The organism is Pseudomonas solani (assembly GCF_026072635.1).
GTDB lineage: Bacteria > Pseudomonadota > Gammaproteobacteria > Pseudomonadales > Pseudomonadaceae > Metapseudomonas > Metapseudomonas solani.
Window position 1 is genome coordinate 6,518,578 of record NZ_AP023081.1, and the last position, 14,874, is coordinate 6,533,451.

Annotated in this window: 21 protein-coding genes; 9 read left to right on the forward strand and 12 right to left on the reverse strand. The window is 68.2% G+C overall.

The window, feature by feature from the left end; translation table 11 throughout:
- Positions 1–73: 73 nt before the first annotated feature.
- On the reverse strand, positions 74–934 hold the full coding sequence (speE, locus tag PSm6_RS29540) for a polyamine aminopropyltransferase (RefSeq protein ID WP_265169124.1): 861 nt from the start codon (positions 932–934) through the stop codon (positions 74–76).
- A 169-nt stretch (positions 935–1,103) separates the two neighbouring features.
- Here speE and PSm6_RS29545 point away from each other — a divergent pair, with 169 nt between their 5' ends.
- Positions 1,104–1,994: a DNA-3-methyladenine glycosylase family protein gene (locus tag PSm6_RS29545; RefSeq protein WP_021222653.1), complete on the forward strand. Its 891-nt coding sequence runs from the start codon at positions 1,104–1,106 to the stop codon at positions 1,992–1,994.
- Positions 1,995–1,997: 3 nt separating this feature from the next.
- Positions 1,998–2,498, forward strand: coding sequence for a methylated-DNA--[protein]-cysteine S-methyltransferase (locus PSm6_RS29550; protein ID WP_265169125.1), 501 nt, complete (start codon positions 1,998–2,000; stop codon positions 2,496–2,498).
- 5 nt (positions 2,499–2,503) lie between these two features.
- Here PSm6_RS29550 and PSm6_RS29555 read toward each other — a convergent pair whose 3' ends face one another.
- Genes PSm6_RS29555 through PSm6_RS29565 form a run of 3 tightly spaced genes read right to left on the reverse strand, consistent with a single transcriptional unit; the run spans position 2,504 to position 3,494 of the window.
- Positions 2,504–3,058 (reverse strand): histidine phosphatase family protein, encoded by a 555-nt coding sequence (locus tag PSm6_RS29555; protein ID WP_265169127.1) that lies wholly within the window; start codon positions 3,056–3,058, stop codon positions 2,504–2,506.
- Positions 3,055–3,246 carry a PLDc N-terminal domain-containing protein gene (locus tag PSm6_RS29560; RefSeq protein WP_043244146.1) on the reverse strand — a complete coding sequence of 64 codons (192 nt, stop codon included), beginning with the start codon at positions 3,244–3,246 and terminating at the stop codon, positions 3,055–3,057. Before PSm6_RS29560 ends, PSm6_RS29555 begins: the two co-directional genes overlap by 4 nt.
- A gap of 50 nt (positions 3,247–3,296) precedes the next feature.
- The gene (locus PSm6_RS29565; protein WP_021222657.1) at positions 3,297–3,494 is read right to left on the reverse strand and encodes a PLDc N-terminal domain-containing protein; all 198 of its coding nucleotides are present in this window, start codon (positions 3,492–3,494) and stop codon (positions 3,297–3,299) included.
- 138 nt (positions 3,495–3,632) lie between these two features.
- On the opposite strand from PSm6_RS29565, the gene PSm6_RS29570 reads away from it, so the two are divergent.
- Complete coding sequence (locus tag PSm6_RS29570) at positions 3,633–4,517, forward strand: endonuclease/exonuclease/phosphatase family protein (protein WP_265169128.1); 885 nt, start codon at positions 3,633–3,635, stop codon at positions 4,515–4,517.
- Between the two features lie 13 nt (positions 4,518–4,530).
- Here PSm6_RS29570 and mtnC read toward each other — a convergent pair whose 3' ends face one another.
- The 5 genes from mtnC to aroC all read right to left on the reverse strand — a co-directional run bounded on the left by mtnC (position 4,531) and on the right by aroC (position 8,845).
- Positions 4,531–5,214, reverse strand: a complete 684-nt coding sequence (gene mtnC / locus PSm6_RS29575; protein WP_265169129.1) for an acireductone synthase — start codon at positions 5,212–5,214, stop codon at positions 4,531–4,533.
- Between the two features lie 146 nt (positions 5,215–5,360).
- A complete protein-coding gene (locus PSm6_RS29580; protein ID WP_021222660.1) occupies positions 5,361–5,906 on the reverse strand; it encodes a 1,2-dihydroxy-3-keto-5-methylthiopentene dioxygenase in 546 nt (181 codons plus the stop codon).
- An 85-nt stretch (positions 5,907–5,991) separates the two neighbouring features.
- Positions 5,992–6,606: a methylthioribulose 1-phosphate dehydratase gene (locus PSm6_RS29585; protein WP_021222661.1), complete on the reverse strand. Its 615-nt coding sequence runs from the start codon at positions 6,604–6,606 to the stop codon at positions 5,992–5,994.
- A complete protein-coding gene (locus PSm6_RS29590; RefSeq protein WP_265169130.1) occupies positions 6,603–7,757 on the reverse strand; it encodes an MFS transporter in 1,155 nt (384 codons plus the stop codon). Before PSm6_RS29590 ends, PSm6_RS29585 begins: the two co-directional genes overlap by 4 nt.
- The gene (aroC, locus tag PSm6_RS29595; RefSeq protein WP_265169131.1) at positions 7,754–8,845 is read right to left on the reverse strand and encodes a chorismate synthase; all 1,092 of its coding nucleotides are present in this window, start codon (positions 8,843–8,845) and stop codon (positions 7,754–7,756) included. Before aroC ends, PSm6_RS29590 begins: the two co-directional genes overlap by 4 nt.
- Positions 8,846–8,975: 130 nt before the next feature.
- Here aroC and PSm6_RS29600 point away from each other — a divergent pair, with 130 nt between their 5' ends.
- Together PSm6_RS29600 and PSm6_RS29605 are read left to right on the forward strand one after the other, a co-directional pair.
- Positions 8,976–9,962 carry an alpha/beta hydrolase gene (locus tag PSm6_RS29600; RefSeq protein WP_021222664.1) on the forward strand — a complete coding sequence of 329 codons (987 nt, stop codon included), beginning with the start codon at positions 8,976–8,978 and terminating at the stop codon, positions 9,960–9,962.
- A 58-nt stretch (positions 9,963–10,020) separates the two neighbouring features.
- Entirely contained in the window at positions 10,021–10,800 is a 780-nt protein-coding gene (locus PSm6_RS29605) for a hypothetical protein (protein ID WP_021222665.1), read from the forward strand.
- A gap of 153 nt (positions 10,801–10,953) precedes the next feature.
- Here the strand turns inward: PSm6_RS29605 and prmB are convergent, their stop codons facing one another.
- Both prmB and PSm6_RS29615 read right to left on the reverse strand, forming a co-directional pair.
- Complete coding sequence (prmB, locus tag PSm6_RS29610) at positions 10,954–11,868, reverse strand: 50S ribosomal protein L3 N(5)-glutamine methyltransferase (RefSeq protein ID WP_031289021.1); 915 nt, start codon at positions 11,866–11,868, stop codon at positions 10,954–10,956.
- A 47-nt stretch (positions 11,869–11,915) separates the two neighbouring features.
- Entirely contained in the window at positions 11,916–12,047 is a 132-nt protein-coding gene (locus PSm6_RS29615; RefSeq protein ID WP_021222667.1) for a hypothetical protein, read from the reverse strand.
- Between the two features lie 150 nt (positions 12,048–12,197).
- Between PSm6_RS29615 and PSm6_RS29620 the strand changes: the two genes are divergently transcribed.
- The 3 genes from PSm6_RS29620 to PSm6_RS29630 all read left to right on the forward strand — a co-directional run bounded on the left by PSm6_RS29620 (position 12,198) and on the right by PSm6_RS29630 (position 13,816).
- The gene (locus PSm6_RS29620) at positions 12,198–12,794 is read left to right on the forward strand and encodes a cysteine hydrolase family protein (protein ID WP_021222668.1); all 597 of its coding nucleotides are present in this window, start codon (positions 12,198–12,200) and stop codon (positions 12,792–12,794) included.
- A 100-nt stretch (positions 12,795–12,894) separates the two neighbouring features.
- Positions 12,895–13,215 carry a hypothetical protein gene (locus tag PSm6_RS29625; RefSeq protein WP_021222669.1) on the forward strand — a complete coding sequence of 107 codons (321 nt, stop codon included), beginning with the start codon at positions 12,895–12,897 and terminating at the stop codon, positions 13,213–13,215.
- Between the two features lie 43 nt (positions 13,216–13,258).
- Positions 13,259–13,816 (forward strand): Smr/MutS family protein, encoded by a 558-nt coding sequence (locus PSm6_RS29630; protein WP_043244135.1) that lies wholly within the window; start codon positions 13,259–13,261, stop codon positions 13,814–13,816.
- Here PSm6_RS29630 and PSm6_RS29635 read toward each other — a convergent pair whose 3' ends face one another.
- Positions 13,817–14,365, reverse strand: a complete 549-nt coding sequence (locus PSm6_RS29635) for a carboxymuconolactone decarboxylase family protein (RefSeq protein ID WP_265169134.1) — start codon at positions 14,363–14,365, stop codon at positions 13,817–13,819.
- A gap of 90 nt (positions 14,366–14,455) precedes the next feature.
- Between PSm6_RS29635 and PSm6_RS29640 the strand changes: the two genes are divergently transcribed.
- Positions 14,456–14,797 carry a winged helix-turn-helix transcriptional regulator gene (locus PSm6_RS29640; RefSeq protein WP_265169135.1) on the forward strand — a complete coding sequence of 114 codons (342 nt, stop codon included), beginning with the start codon at positions 14,456–14,458 and terminating at the stop codon, positions 14,795–14,797.
- Positions 14,798–14,874 lie beyond the last annotated feature (77 nt).

Consider the following 14,874-nt stretch of genomic DNA (forward strand, 5'->3'; position numbering starts at 1 on the left):
CGGAAAAAGCCCCGTGCCCCATCGGACGGGCACAAAAAAGGCCCCTTGCGGGGCCTTTTGCATGGCACTCGGCTCAGTCGTTGCTCGGCTTGCCGATGGCCTGCAGCACGTACTGCGGCAGGGCGAAGGCGCCGAGGTGGATCTCGGGGTTGTAGTAGCGGGTGACGATGCCGCTGCCGGCGAAGCGCTGGCGCAGGGTGTCCAGGGAGACCTTGCGCGACGCGGGATTGGTGGCGCCCCAGGCGAAGGTCATGGAGCCGCCGATGTAGGTGGGCACGGCCGCCTGGTAGAAGTGCCAGTCGGCGAACAGGCCGTTCATGCGGCCGGCGGTGGTCTGCACTTCGCCCAGTTGCATGAAGGGCGTGCCGTTCTGGGTGACCAGGATGCCGCCGTCGTTCAGGCAGCGGCGGCAGGCCTGGTAGAAGTTCTCGGAGAACAGCACCTCGCCCGGCCCGATCGGGTCGGTGGAGTCGGAGATGATCACGTCGAACTTCTCCTCGGTGCTGGCGACGAAGCGCATGCCGTCGTCGATCACCAGGTTCAGCCGCGGGTCTTCATAGGCGCCCTTGGAGTGGTTGGGCAGGAACTCCTTGCACATCTCCACCACCGTGCCGTCGATCTCCACCATGGTGATGCTCTCGACGCCCTTGTGCTTGCGCACTTCGCGCAGCATGCCGCCGTCGCCACCGCCGATGATCAGCACGCGGCGCGCGACGCCGTGGGCGAGGATGGGTACGTGGGTGAGCATCTCGTGGTAGATGAATTCATCCGCCTCGGTGGTCTGGATCACGCCGTCCAGGGCCATGACGCGGCCCATGCGCGGATTCTCGAAGATCACCAGGTGCTGGTGCTCGGTGCGCACTTCGTGGAGCAGCTTGTCCATGCGAAAACGCTGGCCGTAGCCTTCGTAGAGAGTTTCCTGGTAGTCGCTCATGAGGGGTCTCCCGTGATGGCTGCAGGTGGGCGGGCGGCGAGCCGGGTCCGTCCCGAAGAAAAGGCGCGCATTCTACGATGGCCCGGGTTACAGGTCGAACCGTGAAGGCCAGGAATTCGATGGTCAGTTTCCGAGAGACAGCCGTCACGACCGGCGGTATCGTCGCGCCATGAACGCATCCCTCCCCGCCGCCACCGGCCTGCACCTGCCCTACATCGAACCCTGGAGCTGGGAGCAGTTCCTGCGCCACTTCGCCCTGCGCCGCCTGCCCGGCGTCGAACGCATCGACGCCGCCAGCTACTGCCGCAGCTTCCGCCTCGGCGAGCTGCACGGCTGGTTCCGCGTGCGCCCCGGCGCCGGGCACCTCGCCCTGGAACTGAGCCCCTCGTGCATCGGCCGCGAGGCGGAACTGGTGGCGCGGGTGCGGCAGATGTTCGACCTCGACAGCGACCCCCTGGCCATCGCCCGGCACCTGCGCGGCGACCCGCAGCTGCAACCCCTGCTGGAGCGCTACCCGGGCCTGCGCCTGCCGGTGGCCTTCGACCCCTTCGAGCAGGGCGTGCGCACCATCATCGGCCAGCAGGTGACGGTGAAGGCGGCGGTGACCATCGCCGGGCGCCTGGTGGAACGCCTCGGCGAGCCCCTGGCGGACTCCCCCGATGACGGCCCGCTGCGCCTGTTCCCCACCGCCCGCGCCATCGCCGATGACCCGTTGCCGGGTATCGGCATGCCCGGCAAACGCGTGGAAACCCTGCGCCGCTTCGCCGACGCGGTGGCCTCCGGCGCCCTGGAACTCTCGGTGGCCGAGGGCGTCGAAGCCCTCATCGCACGGCTCTGCGCCCTGCCCGGCATCGGTCCCTGGACCGCCGAATACATCGCCCTGCGTGCCTTCGGCCAGCCGGATGCCTTCCCCACCGCCGACCTGGGCCTGCTCAAGTCACCCTTCTGGGGGGAAACCGGCATCAGCGCCAAGGCCCTGGCCAGCCGCGCCGAGCACTGGCGACCCTGGCGCGCCTACGCCGCCGTCTACCTCTGGCACAGCTACGCATCGGAGAATTGATCCATGTACTTCCGCTATCAGGACAGCCCCCTAGGCCCGCTGCTGCTGGCCGGCGACGAGGCCGGGCTGCGCCTGCTGCACATGGAGACTGAACAGTCCACGGCGCTGGACCCTCTCTGGCAACCCGCCACCCGCCAGCTGGACAAGGCCTGTCGCCAGTTGGACGAATACTTCGCCGGCAAGCGCAAACGCTTCGACCTGCAGCTGGCGCCCCAGGGCACCGAATTCCAGCGGGCCGCCTGGCAGGCGCTGCTGGAGATCCCCTACGGCCAGACCATCAGCTACGCCACCCAGGCCCAGCGCATCGGCCGGCCCAAGGCGGTGCGCGCCATCGGCCTGGCCAACGGCGCCAACCCCATCGCGGTGATCATCCCCTGCCACCGGGTCATCGGCCGCGACGGCAGCCTCACCGGCTTCGGTGGCGGGCTGGAGCGCAAGGCCATCCTGTTGCGCCTGGAAGGCGCGGCGGTACAGCCGGTGCAGGACCAGCTGCAGCTGATCTAGCGCGGCTAGTGCGGTGCGGGGATGCGCGCCAGGACCCGGGCCGGCTCGGTGAGGGGCAGCGCGACGATCAGGGCTTCATCCGGCGCCGCCGCCGTTCCCGTCAACGCCGCCATGTTCACCCCGTGGGTCACCAGCACCAGCGGCAGGCCGCGCGGCAGTGCGTTGATGGCCTGACGCATGCGCTGGATGGCGGCGGTATCACCCTCGAAGTAATCCAGCTCGGCCATGGGTTGTGGCGCGCCCATGTGCAGTTCTAGGGCGGTGTCCTGGGTGCGGCACCAGCGCCCGGTGAAGAGGCGCGGTGCCTCGATCCAGTGGCTGCGCAGCAACTGGCCCCATTGCTGGGCCTGGTAGCGCCCGCCACCGTCGAGGTTGCGCTGGGTGGTGCAATCGCCGAGACGGAAGCTGTCCGGGTCGCCCGCGCCCGGTGCGCTGGCGTGATGCATGAGAAACACCGCCTGGCCACTGCGCAAGGCAGCCCAGGCGGCGTCTTCAGAGGCGTGAACGGGCAGCGCCAGGCAGGCGCCGAGCAGCAGCCAGGCGCCGCGGCGCCGGCTCATATCCTCACATTGCCACGGGGCCCGGCGATGGCCCAGATGATCAGGCCGATCACCGGCAGCAGCACGATCAGCAGGATCCACAACACCTTCATGCCGATTTCGACATTGCTTTTGATGACGTTGAGGATGGCCCAGATATCCAGGGCGAGGATGATCAGCCCGGCGAGGCTGTTGAGGATCGAACCCATGGCGATGCTCCTTATTGCGGGGTTATGAGTGCAGGATAGGTGAGCCTGGATCAACGGTGCAGGCGACGCGGCCCCATCCAGGCCCAGTTGAACAGCCCGAGCAACGGGAACAGCAGCAACAGCGCGGTCCAGAGGACCTTCTGCTCGCGCCGCACACCGCTGCCCAGCACGTTGAACAGCGCCCAGGCGGTGAGCAGCAGGTACAGCGTGCCCAGCACGGCGTACAGGGTCATCGCGTGTTGGCTCATGGCGGGCTCCTGCAGGGTGGCTATCCAGTGTTAGGACACGGGCGCCGGCCAGGGTGTTCCCGGCACCGTTATCAAGGCTCCCACGTCGCGTCGGATGGCCCTACAATCGCGCCTTTCTCCCCCACCCAGGATGCACGCGTGCTCAAGGCCTTGCGCTTTCACCTCAACCAGCTCGCCTGGCTGGCCCTGGTCACCCTGGTGCTTGGCCAGTTCGGCCGCCTGCACTGGGGCCTGGAGCTGCTCAGTCACTTCATGCCGATCCAGGCCCTGGTGATGCTGGTCGGCGCTGCCGTGCAACCGCGCAATGCCTCCTCGCTGCTGTTCGCCCTGTGCGGGCTGGGTGCCCTGGCCTGGTCGCTGACGCCGCTGCCCACCGAGCCCCTGGCGACCGATGCGCCCACGCGGCGCTTCCTCGCCTTCAACCTGAAGCTGGACAACGCGGATGCCACCGCCGATGCCCGCTGGCTGGCGGAACAGAGGGCGGACCTGATCTTCGTCAGTGAGGCCACGCCCGCCTGGTCCGAGCAACTGGCCGCGCTGCGCCCTTTCGAGGCCTGCGCACGCTACAGCGATTCGCCCTTCGGCCTGGCGCTGTTCTCGCGCCTGCCGCTGAAGCGCTGCCAGGTGCTGGAACTCACCGGCCCTGCCGCCGGCTACCCCTACCTGCGTGCCGAGCTGGAAGACGGCACGGTGGTCTTCGGCCTGCATCCACCGCCGCCGCTGGGTACGCAACTGGCGCTGGCCCGTGACGAATCACTGCGGCAACTGGCGGAGCGCATCGCCGCCGAAGGGCCGGAGGTGGTGGTGCTGGGGGACCTCAATGTCACGGCCTATTCACCGCGCCTGCGGGACTTTCTCGACAACGCCGGGCTGCGCCTGACCAGCCCGCGCATCCGCCCCACCTGGTGGCCGGGCATGCTCGGGCTGGATCACATCCTGGTACGCGGCGAACGGCCGGTGCGCGCGGTGGGCACCCTGCCCTGGCGCGGCTCGGATCACCGCGCGGTGTGGCTGGACCAGTAAGGCCCGGCAGGGCTCAGGCGCGCGCCGGGTCGATCACCGCGAAGCTGGCCACGGTGGGGTGGCTGCCCAGCTCGCCGCCCTCGCGGGCCAGGCCGATGGTGGGCATGCCGGCCTGCTGGGCGGCGTCCAGTTCCTGCACCACATCGGAGAGGAAAAGGATGTCGCCGGCGGGAAGGCCGATGGCGTCGGCGATGCGTCCATAGGACGCCGCCTCGCGCTTGGGCCCGGAGGTGGTGTCGAAGTAGCCGGAGAACAGCGGCGTCAGGTCGCCCGCCTCGGAGCAGCCGAAGATCAGCTTCTGCGCCTGGATCGAACCGGAGGAATAGACGTACAGCGCGTAGCCGTCCTGCTTCCAGCGCTTCAGCGCCTCCACTGCATCCGGGTAGACGTGGCCCTTGAGCTGGCCGGCAGCGTAGCCCTGCTCCCAGACCATGCCCTGCAGCGCCTTGAGCGGCGTGGCCTTGCGGTCTTCGGCGATCCAGCCGAGGAGGATCTCCACCACCCGTTGCACATCGGCGCCCGCCTCGCCGCTCTCCAGACGCACCGCCTGCACCTGCTCGGCGACATCCGCCCGTTCCGCGTGGGCCAACACGAACTCCGGCAGGTGGCGGGCGGCATAGGGGAAGAGCACGTCGAAGACGAAGCTGACGGCGCTGGTGGTGCCTTCGATGTCGGTGAGAATGGCTTTGATGGGCATGCAGGCTCCGGTGTTCCGATGTTCAGTGGACCCCACCCTTTCAAGTGCCCCCGCAGAACAAAGGCGATCAGGTCGCGGCTCTATGCGTCGGGGGAACGTAGGGTGGGCGTAGGGTGGGCTTCAGCCCACCGATGGGGTTTGCACGCTCAATCCTCTAACCGCGGGAACCGGCTGGCGATCTCCTCGCCGGTGAACTGAGCCACCCAGCCCTCGGGGTTGTTGAACAGGCGGATGGCGACGAAGTGCGGTTCCTCGCCCATGTCGAACCAGTGGCGGGTGCCGGCGGGCACCGAGATCAGGTCGTTCTTCTCGCAGAGCACGGCATAGACGTAGTCGTCGATGTGCAGGGTGAACAGGCCGCGCCCGGCGACGAAGAAGCGCACTTCGTCTTCGGCATGGCGGTGCTCGTCGAGGAACTTGGCGCGCAGCTCGGCCTTCTGCGGGTGGCTGCGGTCGAGGCTGACCACGTCGACGGTGACGTAGCCGCGCTCCTTCATCAGCGCGTCGATCTGCGGGCGGTAGGCGGCGATCACCTCCTCCTGCGGGGCACCGGCGGTGATCGGCGCGCTGGCCTGCCAGCGCTCGAAGCGCACGCCGACATCGGCGAGGGTGCTGGCGATGTCGTCGACATGGGTCAGTACCTTGTTCGGTACGTCGGGGCTGGTCTCGTGGTAGACGGTAAGGCTGCTCATCTGGCTACTCCTGGCGCCGCGCTCCCGCTCTGGGGCGGGTCGGGCGAACGCACTATCGGTCATGCACCTTCGGCGGAAGGAAGCGTCAGGCTCGGGTAATGGCGCGAACCTTCAGCTCGCACTCGAAAAGAAACTCGAAGGCTTCGACCTGGCGCAGCGCATCGCTCATGCGCGGGCCCCAGGTATAGAGGCCGTGGCCACGGATCAGGTAGCCCACGCAATCGGGGTGCTCGTCCAGCCAGGGCTGCACCTTGGCGGCGAGGCGGGCGATGTCCTGGTCGTTGTCGAAGATCGGCACCAGCACCTGGGATTCGTGGGTGGCGATGCCGCTGAAGGCCTTCTGCAGCTCGTAGTCGGCGAACACCAGGGAGTCGGCCAGGGTCATGCGCGAGAGCACGGTGGCGTTCACCGAGTGGGTGTGCAGCACGGCGCCGATCTCCGGCTTCCAGCGGTACAGCTGGGTGTGCAGCAGGGTTTCGGCGGAGGGCTTCTTGCCCGGCTCCAGGCTGTTGCCGTCGAGGTCGGTGGCGAGGACGTCGTCCAGGCCCAGTTCGCCCTTGTGCTTGCCGGAAACGGTCAGCAACGCCTGGTCGGCGGACAGCCGCGTGGAGTAGTTGCTGCTGGTGGCCGGCGACCAGCCGCGGCCATACAGGAAGCGGCCGGCATCGATGATCTGCTGGGCGAGTTGTTGGCGGTTCATGCCCGCTCCTCTTTCAATTGAGTGGCAATGATAACGGCAGCGGCCATGGCTGCCAGGCTGGCGATGACGAAGGTCCAGGAGGCGCCCAGGCTGGTCCAGCTGTAGCCCGAGTACAGGGCTCCGAGCGCGCCGCCGGTGCCGGCGAGTGCCGCGTAGAGCGCCTGGCCCTGGCCTTGCTGCTGCGGGCCGAACTGGCGTTGCACGAAATGGATGGCCGCCGCATGGAAGCTGCCGAAGGTCGCCGCATGGAGCACTTGGGCGAACAGCAGCACCGCGAGGTTGTCGGCGAAATGGCCCAGCAGCAGCCAGCGCAACGCCGCGAGCAGGAAGCTCGCAGCCAGCACCTGGCGCACCGAGAACCGCGCGAGGATGCGCGCCATCACCAGGAACATCAAGACCTCGGCCACCACGCCCAGCGCCCAGAGCTGGCCGATGAAGCCGCGCGGGTAGCCGAGGGCTTCCAGGTAGATGGTCTGGAAGGTGTAGTAGGGCCCGTGGGACAGCTGCATCAGCCCCACGCACAGGTAGAAGGCAAGCACGCCCGGCTGGCGCAGCTGGGCGATGAAGCCGCCCTGCTGCAGGCCGTTGTCGCGGGCCAGCGGCGTGGCGTTGGGCACCCACCAGCTGCTGGCGACGATGCCGGCCATGATGATCACCAGCGCCAGCGGGTAGACGTCCAGGCTGAACACCTCGAAGGCCTTGCCCAGACCGACTACGGTGAGGATGAAGCCGATGGAGCCCCACAGGCGGATCTGGCTGTAGCGCGCCGCCTGCTCCCGAAGGTGCGCCAGGGTGATCACCTCGAACTGCGGCAGCACCGCGTGCCAGAAGAAGGCGTGCAGGGCCATGATCATCGCCAGCCAGGCGTAGCTCTTGTCGATGAAGATCAGGGCGAAGGTGCAAAGGGTGCAGAGCGCGCCGAAGCGCACGATGGCCAGGCGCCGACCGCTGCGATCACCCAGCCAGCCCCAGAGGTTGGGAGCCACGCAGCGCATCAGCATGGGGATGGCCACCAGCTCGCCGATGCGCGCCGGGGAGAAGCCCAGGTGGGCGAAGTACAGCCCGAGGAAGGGCGCCGTGGCGCCCAGCAGGGCGAAGTAGAACAGGTAGAAACCGGACAGCCGCCAATAAGGCAGCGCGCTGCCCGTCACAGCTGGCCGAGCACCGGGGTGGCGACCTGCACGCCGGCGTTCTGGCCGCGATGGCGCAGCAGGTGGTCCATCAGCACGATGGCCATCATGGCTTCGGCGATGGGCGTGGCGCGGATGCCGACGCAGGGGTCGTGGCGGCCCTTGGTGATCACGTCCACCGGGTTGCCGTCGACATCGATGGAGCGGCCCGGGGTGGTGATGCTGGAGGTGGGCTTGAGCGCCAGGTGGGCGACGATCGGCTGGCCCGAGGAAATGCCGCCGAGGATGCCGCCGGCGTTGTTGCTGAGGAAGCCTTCCGGGGTCAGCTCGTCACGGTGCTCGGTGCCACGCTGGGCGACGCTGGCGAAACCGGCGCCGATCTCCACGCCCTTCACCGCGTTGATGCTCATCAGCGCATGGGCCAGCTCGGCGTCCAGGCGGTCGAAGATCGGCTCGCCCAGACCCGGCATCACGCCTTCGGCGACCACGGTGATCTTGGCGCCGACGGAATCCTGGTCACGACGCAGCTGGTCCATGTAGGCCTCCAGCTCCGGCACCTTGTCCGGGTCGGGGCTGAAGAAGGCGTTCTGCTCCACCGAATCCCAGGTCTTGAAGGGGATCTCGATCGGGCCGAGCTGGCTCATGAAGCCGCGCACGCTGATGCCCAGGGTGGCCAGGTACTTCTTGGCGATGGCGCCGGCGGCGACGCGCATGGCGGTCTCGCGCGCCGAGGAACGGCCGCCGCCACGGTAGTCGCGGATGCCGTACTTGTGGTGGTAGGTGTAGTCGGCGTGGGCCGGGCGGAACAGGTCCTTGATCGCCGAGTAGTCCTTGGACTTCTGGTCGGTGTTGCGGATCAGCAGGCCGATGGAGCAGCCGGTGGTGCGCCCCTCGAAGACGCCGGAGAGGATTTCCACCTCGTCGGCTTCCTGGCGCTGGGTGGTGTGGCGGCTGGTGCCCGGCTTGCGGCGATCGAGGTCACGTTGCAGGTCGTCCAGGGAAAGCTCCAGCCCCGGCGGGCAGCCGTCGACGATGGCGACCAGCGCCGGGCCGTGGCTTTCGCCAGCCGTGGTGACGGTGAACAGCTTGCCGTAGGTGTTGCCGGACATGCACAGTGCTCCGCTGAAATTGGGCCTCGAAGAAAGGCCGAGGAGTATACCTGCAGCGCCCGGCCAGTTCACCCACGAACCTTGCGCCGGCGCCGGCGTCCAAGCCACATCGCCGTACCTGGAACCCTTCATGCCACGCCTCCGCCCCCTGCTCGCCCTCCTCTTCCTGACCCTCACCGGCACCGCCCTGGCCGCACCCTGGACCATCCTGCAGCGCCCCATCGAGCTGGAGACCGCCACCGGCACGCTGCACGGCACCCTGCTGCGGCCCAAGACCGACGCGCCTGTGCCGGTGGCGCTGCTGCTGGCCGGCTCCGGCCCCACCGACCGCAACGGCAACAACCCCATGGGCGGGCGCAACGACAGCCTGAAGAAGCTCGCCGAGCTGCTGGCGCGCAACGGCATTGCCAGCGTGCGCTACGACAAGCGCGGTATCGCCGCGAGCCAGGCCGCCGGCCCCGACGAGCGGCAACTGAGCGTCGACCTTTATGTGGCCGATGCGGTGGCCTGGGGTCACAAGCTGAAGGCCGACCCACGCTTCTCGCGCCTGGTGCTGATCGGCCACAGCGAGGGCGCCTTGATCGCCAGCCTGGCCGCGCCGGGTGCCGGGGCCGACGCGCTGGTGTCCATCGCCGGCAGCGCCCGCCCCATCGACCAGTTGCTGCGTGAACAGCTGCAACAGCGTTTGCCACCGCCGCTGATGGCCCGCAGCGACGAAATCCTCGCCAGCCTCAAGGCCGGGCATCAGGTGCTGCGCGTGCCCAAGCCACTGCTGGTGCTCTATCGCCCGAGCGTGCAGCCCTACCTCATCTCGCTGTTCGCCAAGGACCCGGCCGCCGCCTTCACCGCCGTAAAGGTGCCGGCGCTGATCGTCCAGGGCAGCCACGACATCCAGGTGAGCGTGGGCGACGCCCGCGCCCTGCAGGCGATCCGCCCGGACGCCGAGCTGGCGATCATCCCTGGCATGAACCACATCCTGCGCATCACCCCGGCGGATGCCCGCGACCCGCTCGCCACCTATAATTCCCCCGGCCTGCCCCTGGCCCGCGAGCTCGGTGAGCGCCTGGTCGCCTTCATCGAGCGGCTGCCCTCCAGCGACGGCAAAAGCAGCCGATAAGGGACAGGTCAGCGCGCCGCCATGGGGCCCGCTGCGCCCAGCCACAGGATTGTGCTCGATGACCGAAGACGAAACCGAACAGACGGAAACCACCGAACCCATAGCCCAGCCACACCCGTGGACGGACCTGGAGCCGGAGCGTTTCCAGCTGCTGCGCCTGGCCCCGCTGCCCACCGACAGGCAGACCGGCGCGCGGCCGTTGCGCTTCGTCCAGTTCGGCGAGGTGGAACGCCACAGCGCCGACCAGAGCGTGCTGCACCTGAGCCTGCACCTGCCCGGCCAGCGGGTGCGCAAGGAGCAGAACCTGTTCGAGGTCTGGGCCGACCACCGCAGCAAGGAGGTGCGCTTCGGCGCCGACAGCGGCCTGCAGCTGGAACCGCAGAACCGTGGCCTGGGCCGCTTCCTGCTGGCACGCGGCATCGGCTGGGCCCGGCGCCACTGGCCGCACTACAAGGTCGAAGGCGGCGCCCTGGCGGCCAAGGACGCGGTGGCCGAAGAATTCCGCCTGCGCCGCGATCACTTCCTCAAGGCCCAGGGGTTCGAGGTCACCTACCTCGACGCTCTGCAGCTCAAGGCCGAATACCGTGCCGGGCGCGTCAGCGAGCTGCACGAGGACTGGAACAAGGAAAAGGTGCAGGTCGTCGACATGCTCGACGCCGCCGCCATGCTCCAGCAGGCCGACCACAACCTGCACCAGCAGGAGATCGAGATCCGCAAGCTGCAGGATCGGGTCAACGCCTTCCAGCGCGAGGACAGCGGCCTGCGCTTCACCATCGCCTGCCTGGTGGTGTTCGCGGTGTTCCAGGCCGGGCTGCTGATCTGGATCGCCACCCACTGAGCCTGCGCGTTACCCACGCACGCAATGCGAGGCAGGGCCTGAAGGTCGGGTGCAACCCGACACGCGGGTTTCACCCGCCCTACGTCCCCCCAAATGCCCAGGCACGAAAAAGCCCGTCGCCTGGCGGGGACGGGCTTTCGGACTTGCCGTGGCTCAGCCGTTCAGGCGCGAGCGGAACAGCGCCTGGTGCTCGCGGCACTGGCTGGCACTGAGCAGGAACACGCCGTGGCCGCCATGGGCGAACTCCAGCCAGGTGAAGTCCACTTCCGGGTACAGGGCTTCGACGTGCACCTGGCTGTTGCCCACTTCGATGATCAGCGTCCCGCGCTCGGTGAGGTGGTCGGCGGCCTCGGCCAGCATCCGGCGTACCAGGTCCAGCCCATCGTCGCCGCAGGCCAGGCCCATGGCCGGCTCGTGCTGGAACTCCTCGGGCATGTCGGCGAAGTCTTCGGCGTCCACATAGGGCGGGTTGGACAGGATCAGGTCGAAACGCTGGTTCGGCAGCCCCTCGAAACCGTCGCCCTGGACGGTGAAGACGCGGTCTTCCAGGTCATGCCGCTCGATGTTCAGGTTGGCGACTTCCAGCGCATCGAAGGACAGGTCGGCCAGCACCACTTCGGCATTGGGGAAGGCATGGGCCGCGGCGATACCGATGCAGCCGGAACCGGTGCACAGGTCGAGGATGCGCGCGGGCTCGGCGGCCAGCCAGGGTTCGAAGCTCTGCTGGATCAGCTCGGCGATGGGGGAACGCGGCACCAGCACGCGCTCGTCCACCACGAAGGGCATGCCGCAGAACCAGGCCTCGCCAAGCAGGTAGGCCACCGGCACGCGCTCGAGAATGCGGCGGCGCAGCAGCGCCTGGACGTGGGCGCGCTCGTCGTCTTCCAGGCGGCAATCGAGATAGCTGTCGGCCACTTCATAAGGCAGGTGCAGCGCGCCCAGCACCAGCTGGCGCGCTTCGTCCCAGGCGTTGTCGGTGCCATGACCGAAGAACAGGTTTTCCGCATGGAAACGGCTGACCGCCCAGCGGATGTGATCACGCAGGGTGCGCAAACGGGACTCGGACACGAAGACGACCTCAGAAAACTCGGGTGGGTGATTCTACACCCGTCGGCTCAGGGCTTGCGACGCGTTGGCGGGCCGGGCTCTTCCTCGCGCTCGCTACGCAACTCGCGCATCACCGCGATGGACACGGCCAAGGCGAAGAGCAACCAGAAATAAGCGGGGACCTCAGAGAAATCGGGCATGGGCAGCTCCTTCTGCGGGGGGCTTCGCGTCCTGCGAAACACACCGATAGTGCACGGCCGCCCGGCGATCGACAAGTCAGTTGCGCGACATGGTTCACTTATCGCTCCGCTCGGCGGACAATGGCCGACAAAGCCGTACCGGAGATTCGCATGTCCGCCCCCAAATCCATGTTCCAACTGAGTGGCCGCGGCTACCCGCCTGCCAGCCTGAACAACGCCACCCTGGTGATCATCGACGCGCAGGAGGAGTACCGCAGCGGCGTTCTCGCCCTGCCCGGCCTGGATGCCGCGCTGGAGGAGATCGCCACCCTGCTGGCAGCCGCCCGCGCCATCGGCAGCGCCGTGGTCCACGTCAAGCACCTGGGCGTTCCCGGCGGCCTGCTCGACCCCCAGGGCGAACGTGGCCAGCACCTCCCCGAAGTCGCCCCGCTGCCGGGCGAGACCGTGGTCGAGAAGCGCCTGCCCAACGCCTTCGCCGGCACCGAGCTGCATGACCGCCTGCAGGACATCGGCCACCTGGACCTGGTGGTCTGCGGCTTCATGACCCATTCCAGCGTCAGCACCACCGTGCGTGCCGCCAAGGACTACGGCTACCGCTGCACCCTGGTCAGCGCCGCCTGCGCCACCCGCGACCTGCCCACGCTCGATGGCGGCGTGATCAGCGCCGACGAGATGCACCGCGTCGAAGTCATCGCCCTCGCCGATAACTTCGCCAGCGTCGTGCCCCACGCCCGCGCCCTGGCCTGAGCCTGAGCGCTACACATCTCGCGACATCCAATCGGGCGAACGACCGGAACCCCGCTGACAGGCGCCGGTCATACGCCCGATTGCCAATGAGGACGTCCGGATGAAGTTATCCGATGGTTTCGATGCCCGCCGCCTGCGTCCACGTGGGCCGGGCAGCTGGCGCTGGCGTATCGCCGCGGCCTTCGCTGCGCTGGTCGCCGGTTTTGGCATCCTGCTCGCCATGGCCGGCGCCGCCACCCTGCTCGGCCGCCCGCCGGCGCTGGGTACGTTGAATGACAGCACGGGTTCCGCCGTGACCCTGCTGGTGATCGGCCTGCTGTGCCTCTGGTTCGGCGTCGCCGGCTGGCGCATCGCCCGCCGCCGTTCGCGCCGCCGCAACGACCTGAGCCTGTCCCCCGGGCTGATGAAGAAACGCGACTGACGCCCAGGCGCTGGGTAAACTAGGCCTCCTTCGTGGAGGCCTTATGCAAGACGACGACTTTTCCCTGTTCAACGAGCAGATGCGTGGTGTGAAGCGCATCCAGCACGACCGCGCCGACACCGGCAAGCCGAAGGCCGACCGCAAGCAGGTCGCCAGCCTGCGCCAGAATGCGACCCAGATAACCGAATCGACCAAGGTGGACGGCCTCTCCGACCTGTTCGTCATCGATGTCGGCGCCGAGGACGAACTGCACTGGGCCCGCGACGGCGTCCAGGAAGGCCAAATGCGCAAGCTCAAGCTGGGCCAGATCGGCTTCGAAGGCAGCCTCGACCTGCACGGCATGAGCGTGGAAAAAGCCCGCGAAACCCTGTGGGACTTTTTCGCCGAAGCGGCGAAATTCGAAATCCGCTGCGTGCGCATTACCCACGGCAAGGCCGCACGCCTGGATGGCAAGCGCCCGCTGATCAAGAGCCACGTCAACACCTGGCTGCGCCAGCACCCGCAGGTGCTGGGCTTCACCTCCTGCCTGCCGCGCCACGGCGGCACCGGCGCAGTCTATGTGATGCTGCGCCGCACCATGCTCGAAGGCCGCGACGAGTAGTCAGCGCGGAAAACGCGGCACCCCCGCTTCCCGCTCCACGCCGGTGCCGTTCACCACGAACGACACCGCGTGGTAGAAGCCGACCAGCATCAGGCACTCGATCAACTGCTCCTCGCCGAAGTGCGAGGCCAGCCGCTGCCACAGCCCCTCCCCCACCTGCGCCGAGCGGTTCAACCCATCGGCCAGTTCCATTAGCGCCAGTTCGGCCGCGCTCCAGAGCGCCGGGTCAGGCCGCTCGCTGCAGCTGTCCGCCACCTGTTCCGCACTGAACCCTGCGCGCTCGGCGAAGAAGGCCACGTGCACGCCCCATTCGTATTCGGCCCGGCAGCGGGCGGTGGTGCGCAGGATCAACACCTCGCGTTCGCGCAGGGTGATGCTGCCGGGGTCCAGCAGGCCGCCGGCGATCAGGCGCTGCAGTACGCGGGGGTTGCGCGCCATGCTGCGGAACAGCTTGAGCGGCGGCACGTCGGGCGGCATGACCTTGTCGAAGGCGGCCTGCACGGCCGGGTCATAGGGGGCATCGAGGGGTTGGATACGCGCAGTGCTCATGGCCGGATCTCCTGTCGGGCTGTTACGCTACGCAAAACGTAGCAGCAAAGCGTTTCGCCTGCTACTAAAAAAGTAGCAAGGAATCCGATCATGCCCCTTCCCCTCCCCGGCAAACCGGTTCGCGGCTCCACCAGCGGCCGCCCGATCATGGCCCTGCTGGACCTCCTCGGCCGTCGCTGGAGCCTGCGCATCCTCTGGGAATTGCACCAGGGCCCGGCCACCTTCCGTGAGCTCCAGGCACGCTGCGAAGGCCTCTCGCCCTCCGTGCTCAATACCCGCATGGGCGAGTTGCGCCAGGCGCTGCTGGTCGACCTGGGGGATGCCGGCTATCGGCTCAGCGAGAATGGCGACGAGTTGATCCAGCGCTGCCTGCCCCTCGCCGAGTGGGCTGAAACCTGGGCCGAACGCCTGCCGCCACCCTCGGCCGAATGACGCTGCCCATGCCCGGCGACGGGCGGCGATGGCGCTCGGCAGGAGCCTCACTATCCTCTGGAAGCCCTGCTGAGGGC